5 protein-coding genes and 1 pseudogene are annotated in these 8032 nt (G+C 63.2%); 3 read left to right on the top strand and 3 right to left on the bottom strand.

The window, feature by feature from the left end:
• On the bottom strand, positions 1 to 877 hold an 877-nt coding region (locus tag ACLP25_RS01945; RefSeq protein ID WP_442467557.1), incomplete at its 3' end, for a thiamine pyrophosphate-binding protein.
• A 598-nt stretch (positions 878 to 1475) separates the two neighbouring features.
• Here ACLP25_RS01945 and ACLP25_RS01940 point away from each other — a divergent pair.
• On the top strand, positions 1476 to 2660 hold the full coding sequence (locus ACLP25_RS01940; RefSeq protein WP_442467556.1) for a TIGR03118 family protein: 1185 nt from the start codon (positions 1476 to 1478) through the stop codon (positions 2658 to 2660).
• Positions 2661 to 2802: 142 nt separating this feature from the next.
• On the opposite strand, the gene ACLP25_RS01935 is transcribed toward ACLP25_RS01940, so the two are convergent.
• Together ACLP25_RS01935 and ACLP25_RS01930 are read right to left on the bottom strand one after the other, a co-directional pair.
• Positions 2803 to 4407, bottom strand: coding sequence for a regulator (locus ACLP25_RS01935; RefSeq protein ID WP_442467555.1), 1605 nt, complete (start codon positions 4405 to 4407; stop codon positions 2803 to 2805).
• Positions 4408 to 4441: 34 nt separating this feature from the next.
• Positions 4442 to 5124: pseudogene (locus ACLP25_RS01930) on the bottom strand (cysteine hydrolase family protein).
• Between the two features lie 128 nt (positions 5125 to 5252).
• Here ACLP25_RS01930 and ACLP25_RS01925 point away from each other — a divergent pair.
• Complete coding sequence (locus tag ACLP25_RS01925; protein ID WP_442467554.1) at positions 5253 to 5924, top strand: GntR family transcriptional regulator; 672 nt, start codon at positions 5253 to 5255, stop codon at positions 5922 to 5924.
• Between the two features lie 341 nt (positions 5925 to 6265).
• Positions 6266 to 7477, top strand: coding sequence for an ABC transporter substrate-binding protein (locus tag ACLP25_RS01920; RefSeq protein WP_442467553.1), 1212 nt, complete (start codon positions 6266 to 6268; stop codon positions 7475 to 7477).
• Positions 7478 to 8032: the final 555 nt, after the last annotated feature.

Below are 8032 nucleotides of genomic sequence, written 5' to 3'. Positions count from 1 at the left end.
GACGGCCGATCACCCGCGCCCTCTCATCGACCTGGATCACGACGCATTCACGGGGCAGGAATTCCGAATAGGGATAGTCGGCGCCGAGCATCAGAAACAGATCGCAGTGCATCACGGCGTGGTAGTCCGGCTTCGTCCCGATCATGCCGATGCCGCCCATCCAGCGCGGGTCGTCATAGGGCATAATGTCTTTGCCCTTGACGGAATGGATCAACGGCGCCTTGAGCCGATCGGAAAGCGCACGCAATTCGTCGGCTGCGCCACGACATCCGGCGCCGCACATGATCACGATGCTGCCGCCGGCTTCGTCGATGCGACGGGCCATCTCGGCAATGTCTTCTTCGCTGGCGACGATTTCGGGTCGCGGCTTGAGCGTGGCGACACTCGATACGCTGCCTTCGACCTTTGCCGTGAGGACGTCCACTGGCGCCGTCAAATGCGCGACGCCGCGGCCCGCATTGGCGGCGGCGATGGCCTGATGGATGATGGCTGGCGCCTGTGCTGGCGAAGAAATGGTCTCGGTATAGAGCGAGACATCACGGAATAGCATGTTGGGATTTGTGGCCTGAAAATAGTCGATACCCTCCAGTTGACGCGGCATATCCCCGGAGATCGCAAGAACCGGCGCATGGTCGCGACTGGCCTCATAGAGGCCCGCGATGAGATGGGTGCTGCCCGGTCCGGTTGATCCGCAACAGACGCCCAGCCGACCGGTGAGCTTTGCCTGGCCCGCAGCCGCGAGCGCTGCGCCTTCCTCGTGGCGGACGCCGATCCATTCGATCTTGCTGCGGCGCACGACGTCGCCGATCGGGTTAAGCGAGTCGCTGATGAGGCCAAATATGTGCCTGACGCCAATCTTTTCCAGCGTGTCGACCAATGCAGCAGCTACTGTCTGTGACATCTGCGCCTCCTACAGCTAAAGCTGGACTTCGTTCGCAAGCATCCGGCGCGCCGCGCCCTCATTCGGGTTGCGTATCCTTGCGCCAAAGAGTTCGTCGGAGCAACGCCTATGCTGGCATTACCCTGTAAACCGTGGCTTACGCCCGTGCGAATACGTAATCTGTGCGCCAAGATGCCGCCGGCCCAATGTCAGTGCGCACAAGCTTCGGTGTGTCCGCGCGGGTCCGAGGGGGAATGGCGCTGTTCTCCCCCACGCATTGGCGCGCTGGCCTACGAAAAAGAGCCGCAAGAAAGTCCTCCTGCTCCCGTCCACGACGGAAGGCGGCTCGTCCGATCGTCTGTCTGCGGAAATCGGCAGATCCAAAGTCGAAGAGTGGATTTGGACGGCATTACGACAGTTTTTTGAACTGTATCCCTGTGAAATGCGAACACCAGACGCGATCAGGAACGAATAGCTCCTGCCCCTCCGGTGTTCAAAGCCAGTCAAGCGTCCCCTCTCCAGCAAAGGGCGCGTCGTTCATAGTTGACCTCCGCCAGTCTGTTTGTTCTGGAACGTGTCTTAAGGGAGCACCATCATGACTCGATCGACCGTATTAGACGTCCTCATCCCGTCCGCCATCGCGATTGGCGCGCTCTGCTCAAGCGCCGCAGTCGCAAAGGCCGACACCTATCAGCAGACCGATCTCGTCTCCAATATCCCCGGCCTCGCCATGGTCACCGACCCCCAGCTTGTGAACCCCTGGGGCGTTTCGTTCATCGGTCCGACGCCCTTTTCCAGCCCCTTCTGGATCTCGAACCAGGGGACCAACACGGCGACCCTCTACTCCGTGACCGGAGCAACAGGCGTGAGCGGAAACCTGCTGACGGTCGCGATCCCGACGACGGGAAACGGACCCCAGGGGCCGACCGGGCAGGTCTCGAACACGAACGCCTCGTCCTTCCCGGTCGGGAACGGCGGAAACGGCAAATCGGCCGACTTCATCTTCGCCAATCTGAACGGCGCGATCTCGGCCTGGGACGGCGGCCCGAGCGCGATCGTCCAGCACACGACGCCGGGCGCCGTCTTCACCGGCCTGGCCAAGAACCAGGCCCAGACCCTGCTCTACGCCGCCAACGACAGCGCCGGCGCGATCGACGTCTTCAACAGCGCCTTCAATCCCGTGACGCTCGGCGCCGGCGCCTTTGCGACCCCGTCGGCGATCAGCGCGCTGGGCCTCGTTCCCTTCAACGTGCAGGACCTGGGCGGCAATGTCTACGTGACCTACGCGCCGGCCGGCCACGCGGCGCAGACCACGGCGGCCGAGGGCGAGGGTGCCGTCGCCGTCTTCTCGGAGAGCGGGGGCCTGAAGAACGCCATCGTCGGCGGGCCGCTCGCCTCGCCGTGGGGCGTCGTGCTCGCGCCGTCGGCTTTCGGCGCCTTCGGCGGCGACCTGCTGGTCGGCAATTTCAGCGACAAGGACAGCGCCATCAACGCCTTCAACCCCGTGACCGACGCCTTCGTCGGCTCGATTGCCATCAACGCCGGCGCGGGCCAGTCGTCGGGCGCCCTGTGGGACTTGACGTTCGGGGCGGGCGGCAAGAATGGAAGCCCGCTGACGCTTTATTTCACCGACGGGATCGACGGCGAGCGCGCCGGTCTGTTCGGCGCCATTACCGCCGTCCCGGAGCCCTCGACCTGGGCGATGACGACGCTTGGCTTCGGCGGCCTCGCCTTCGCGGGCTATCGCACCTCGCGCAGGCGCGCCGCAGTCTCCGTGTGACCGATCGTCGGCTCCAACAAGGAGGCCAGCCGCCCCAACCCGGGGAGGGCCGCGGCGCGGCTGCGGCGAAGTGATCGGAGCGATCCGGACGGCGCCGCCGTCGCCGTCCGGACGCCCGGGCCCGATCCCCGGCCAAGCCGCCCTACTCCGCCGGCTGCGCCGCGAGCTCGCCGTGGCCATGCTCCCCCTGCGGCGCAGCCGGCGCAATGTGGGCGTATCGGGCAAAGCCGAACAGCATCGCCGCCACGCCGAAATATCCCAGCGCGACGATCGGCGACTTGCCGACGCCGATCTCCTCTCCGTGGATGAATCCGAAGAAGGTCAGCAGCGAACCGGCCAGCGCGAAGGCGGCCGCTTTCTCGAGCTGCCGATCGATGATGAAAACGGTGACGGCGCCGAGGATGATGCCGGCGAGCGTGGCGCCCCCGCCGAGCGTCCCGAGGCCGTTGTAGAGGATGCCCACGGCGCCGAGCTTGGCCATTCCGACTGCGGCCGCGTTGGTGCCGGCCGCGCCGAGCGCGCCGTCGATCATCGTCTTCCCCCAGGCGGCGATCTGCGGGATCATCGCCAGAATGATCGCCGGAGCGTGCGCCTTCGGCGATTCCTGGAAGGCCTGAGAGCCGATCAGCATTCCGATGTAGAGCAAAATCGGCAGGATCGCGACGACCGGGATGAGGCTCGACGCGAGCGCGACGATGCCGAGCCAGGTGAGCACCAGGACCATGACGCCGGTCGCCGCCGAATAGCCGATGCGTCCGCCCATCGCTTTCCAGCCGGGATGGCCGATGTAAACCGCATTGATGAACGGATTGCCGAGCATGCAGCCGATCAGGCTGATCACGCCGTCGGCGGTCAGAACCTGCGTCGTCGGGAACGGATCGCCCGCCGCCGCGGCGCTCTCGACATTGTCCATCGCCTCGACGAGATCGTAAATGCCGAACGGAATGGCCGTGACCAGGATGACGCCGACATACTGGAAGCCGTGGAAGACATGGCCGAAGGCCGGAATCGGAAACGAGAAGCCGAAATGCGAGACCGCGTCGCCGATCTGCGCGACGCTCAAGCCGCCATAGCCGAGGCCGAACAGGTTCGAGCCCCAGGCGATGACCGTCCCGGCCGCGATCGCGACGAGGCCGCCGGGCACGCCGCCATAATAGCGCACGCCGCCAAACCAGTTCGCCAGGATGATGGCGAGGCAGACGAGCCCGATCAGCGGCGTCTCGAAGATCTGCAGGCGGGGCCGCATCGAGTTGAAGGTAATCGAGATGCCGGCCAGCGAGCCGAGCAGGGCCGCGCGGGGGGTGATGCGGCGTATGACGGGCGCAATGAAACCGCCCGCCATCAGGACGAAGCTCTGGACGAACACCCAGGTCAGCCCCGCCTCCCAGGCCTGAACGGGATCGTTGGTCTTCGCCAGAATGGGCAGCATGACGACGAAGGTGACAACGAACATATGCGGCACGCTGATGCCCGAGCGCAGCGCGCACACGTCACTCCGGCCGGTCCTCTTGGCCAGCCGATAGCCGAGCCAAGCGTAATAAACCGTGCTGAGGAAAAGCATCAGGCCGGTTGCGGGAAGAATCCTCCCGAAGACAAGCGAGTCGGGCATTTTCAGGACGAATCGGAGAAGCCCCGTCAGCACCAGGATATTGACGAGGATATTGGTGCCGAACCCGAAGAATGCGTTCCAGTCGCCCGGAACCCACCAGCGCTCCATGGGTTTCGCCGTCGCCGCCTGATTGGACATCGCCAAGCTCCCTTCCTGCTTGTCCGAGGACGAGTCACGCCATGCGACGGAGAAGCTCCGCAGACGTCGTGACCCATCCGAAGATGCCGCCCTGGGCCTTAATCATCTTCAGGCCCATCTCGTGAAACTCGGGGAAGTACGAACCGACGCAGTCTTCGAGGACGAGGCACTCGTAACCGCGATCGTTGGCTTCCCTGACGGTGGTGTTGACGCAGACCTCGGTGGTCACGCCGGTAACGACCAGCTGTTTCACGCCGCGGTGCTGCAGCATGGCGTGGAGGTCGGTGGCGTAGAACGCCCCCTTTCCAGGTTTGTCGATCACCGGCTCGCCGGGCCCGGGATAGAGCTCCGGGATGATGTCGTGACCGGGCTCGCCGCGGACGAGAATGCGGCCCATCGGCCCCGGATAGCCGATGGATGTCTTCGAGCGTCCGCGGCTCTTCTTGGCCGGCGGCAGATCGAACAGATCGGGTCGGTGTCCCTCGCGGGTGTGCAGGACGTGCAGCCCGTGCGAGCGCCATGCGGCCAGCAGGCGGCGGTTCGGTCCGATCGTGCGGCGAAGCTCGGACACGTCGTTGCCGAGCATTTCGCCAAAACCCCCGGGCTCGAGGAAATCCGCTGCATGTCGATGATCAAGAGCGCGCAATGCGCGGGCGCAAGGACGAACGGATAAGGCTCGGCTGCGATCTCCATCGGCTCCGGTTCCCTGTCGCCCATGCGGAATTCGTGCGCCTCATTATGTATGCAATTGAGCGTTTTCGTATGCCTATAATGTCATTTTGTATGCTGAAATTGCGTGCTAAGCCTGCGCAAGAAACGGGCTCGCAACAGGTCGGGACAAGGTCTTGAGGGACAGCGAAATCGAGACGATGACGCAGGCCGAACGCTTGGCCGATTCGATCGCCGAAAAGGTTTTGTCCGGCGAGTTCGCGCCCGGTTTCCGGCTCGACGAGACGGCGCTGGCCGAGCGCTTCGGGGTGTCGCGCACCCCCGTGCGCGAGGCGATCCGGCTGCTCGCCTCTACCGGGCTGATCGACGTCAGGCCGAGGCGCGGGGCGAGCGTCGCGACCGCGACGTCGGCTGAGCTCGAGACCCTGTTTGGCGCGATGGCCGAGATCGAGGCGACCTGCGCCCGGCTCGCCGCGCTCAGCATGACCCCGATCGAGCGTCGCCGTCTGCAGAGCCGGCACGAGGCGATGGCGGAGCTGGTGCTACGCGACGAACAGGACGCCTACGCCGCCGCCAACATCGACTTCCACACCCAGATCTATTTCGGCGCGCACAACGAGATTCTGTCCGAGTTCGCCCAGGGGCTCAGGCGGCGCCTCGCGCCGTTCCGGCGCGCCCAGTTCCGGACAGAGGGACGGACGTCGCGGTCTCACCGCGAGCACGCCGCCGTCCTCAAGGCGATCGTCGCATGCGACGCAGCGGCCGCTCACGCGGCGATGTTCCATCACATGAGTCTGGTCGAAGATTCGTTTGGCCGTCTCGAAGCCGTCGCCCGCACCAAGGGCTAGGACGGCCGCGCTGCGCAAAGAGCGGCTATTCCGCGACGGATTGGCGAACGCGGCAAGACGGACCTGTCGCTGCCGTTCTTGGTCGGTTCCGGTAGGGCGAGACAGCGCCTGTCATCGATCCGCAGTTCGCCGACCGCGCCGTATGGAGCATCCTCGGGCGCGGACGCCAAGCGATCGATAGAAACACGCTGCCTAGGCACGGCGGTGTCCCAGGCCACTGCGGTGTGACCGGCGTCACATTGTCGGAGCGAACTTTGTGATAGAGTGGTGCACCGGGAAGGGATGGAGGAGGCGCTGGTCGACTCGATCCCTTCTCCAAAAGAAATAAGATTGGGGCAGCCATGGTGTCGCGTCGCGCTTTTTTGCAGTCGAGCGCCGCCAGCCTCGGGGGCTTGGCGTGGGGCGCCTCGCCGAGCCGCGCGGACACCCCGCCTGGCGTCACGGAAACTGAGATCAAGATTGGCCAGACCATGCCCTATAGTGGGCCCTTGTCGGCTTATGGCGTGATCGGCAAAACCGACGCCGCCTATTTCGCGATGATCAATGAATCAGGAGGAGTGAACGGACGCAAAATCCGCCTCATAAGCGTTGATGACGAATACAATCCGGCCAAGACCGTCGAGCAAACCCGCCGACTGGTGGAGTATGAAGGGGTCGCCTTCATTTTCAACAGTCTCGGCACTTGGACCAACGGGGCGATCCGCGCCTACCTCAATATCAATGAAGTGCCGCAGCTTTTCGTCGCCAGCGGCGCCGAAATGTTCGGTGACCAGGAACGCTTTCCCTGGACTATGGGATGGCAGCCAAGTTATCAGACTGAGGCAGCAATTTTCGGTAAACAAATACTCGCAACGAAGCCGGACGCCAAGATCGGGGTGCTCTACCAAGACGACAGCTTCGGCAGAGATTATATGGTTGGGCTGAAAGAGGGACTTGGCGCCAAGCATGCCCGAATGATTGTTGAAACAGCCACGTATGAAACCGGGGCCACGACGATCGATTCCCAGATCGTGGCCCTACGGCGGGCAGGAGCGGACACATTTATGATCGTAGCTGTAGAAGAACTTGCGGAGCAGGCAATTAACAAAACCTTCGATATAGGTTGGATGCCAGTTCGATACTTGACGGGCGTTTCTCAGTCCATCTCCTCGACTATGACGCCGTCGGGCCGTGAGAAACTAAAAGGTACAATCACTGCTGTCTACGATAAGGACCCGACGGACGCACGCTGGAGGGACGATGCCGGTTTCATGTTGTATACCGCGTTCATCAAAAAATACATGTCGCAAAATGAACAAGACGATGCAAAGGTCGTAAACGGCTTTGGCGTGGCTGCGACTATGGTGCACGTGCTTGCGCAGTGCGGCTCGGACCTATCGCGTAAGAACATCATGTATCAGGCTTCCAATATTAAGAGCCTAGAACTACCTATGTTGTTGCCTGGAGTGAAAATCTGCACTTCTAGTAGCAACTACCACCCGATACGGAAAATGCAACTTGCCTCGTTCAATGGCTCAAGTTGGGAGTTGTTTGGGGAATTGCTTGGCAGCTAGGCAGTGTCTCTGTCCGGCTTACGTGTTCACGACCCCCGTGCTCGGCGGGCAGGCCTCGATCGCCATCGGCGCACCTTGGGCCGAACCGGCCTCGGCGATCGGAACCGTGAGTGGCCCTGCGCTCTGAAGCACACGTTTTGCGGATCGCGTCGGGCTCGTCCGCCTCGCGGCGCCTGAGCGAGACGGCGATCGAACTGTCCGGGTTCACGGCGTCAATCCAAAGGCCGATCGGCGCCGCGTTTCCCTGCAAGAGAATAATATCAACTCCGTTTTGCGGAAAATCGGAATTCCGAGTACGGTGATCCTATGACCCTGAACGGAACCCGCAATGCCGTTCGCCGCCCACATCTTCCGCTCACGTCGGGTCTCGCGACCGGCGGCGTGCTCTGCCCGCGGCCGGCGCCTTTCAGGCCTCGCCATCCGCCTCTGCAATTACCCACCCTCTTGCCTCTTGCCCCTTGCCACGGGGCGGGATGTCTGAATCCATGGAGCGATGGACCGCAGTGATTTGCAGCAGTTGAGCAAGGAGCAGTTGATCGAGTTGGTGCTGCGGCT

This window comes from Roseiarcus sp., from assembly GCF_052145395.1.
In the GTDB taxonomy this organism is placed as follows: domain Bacteria; phylum Pseudomonadota; class Alphaproteobacteria; order Rhizobiales; family Beijerinckiaceae; genus Roseiarcus.
Note: the sequence above shows the minus strand (reverse complement) of the source record. Positions and strands in the feature narration are given on the sequence as shown.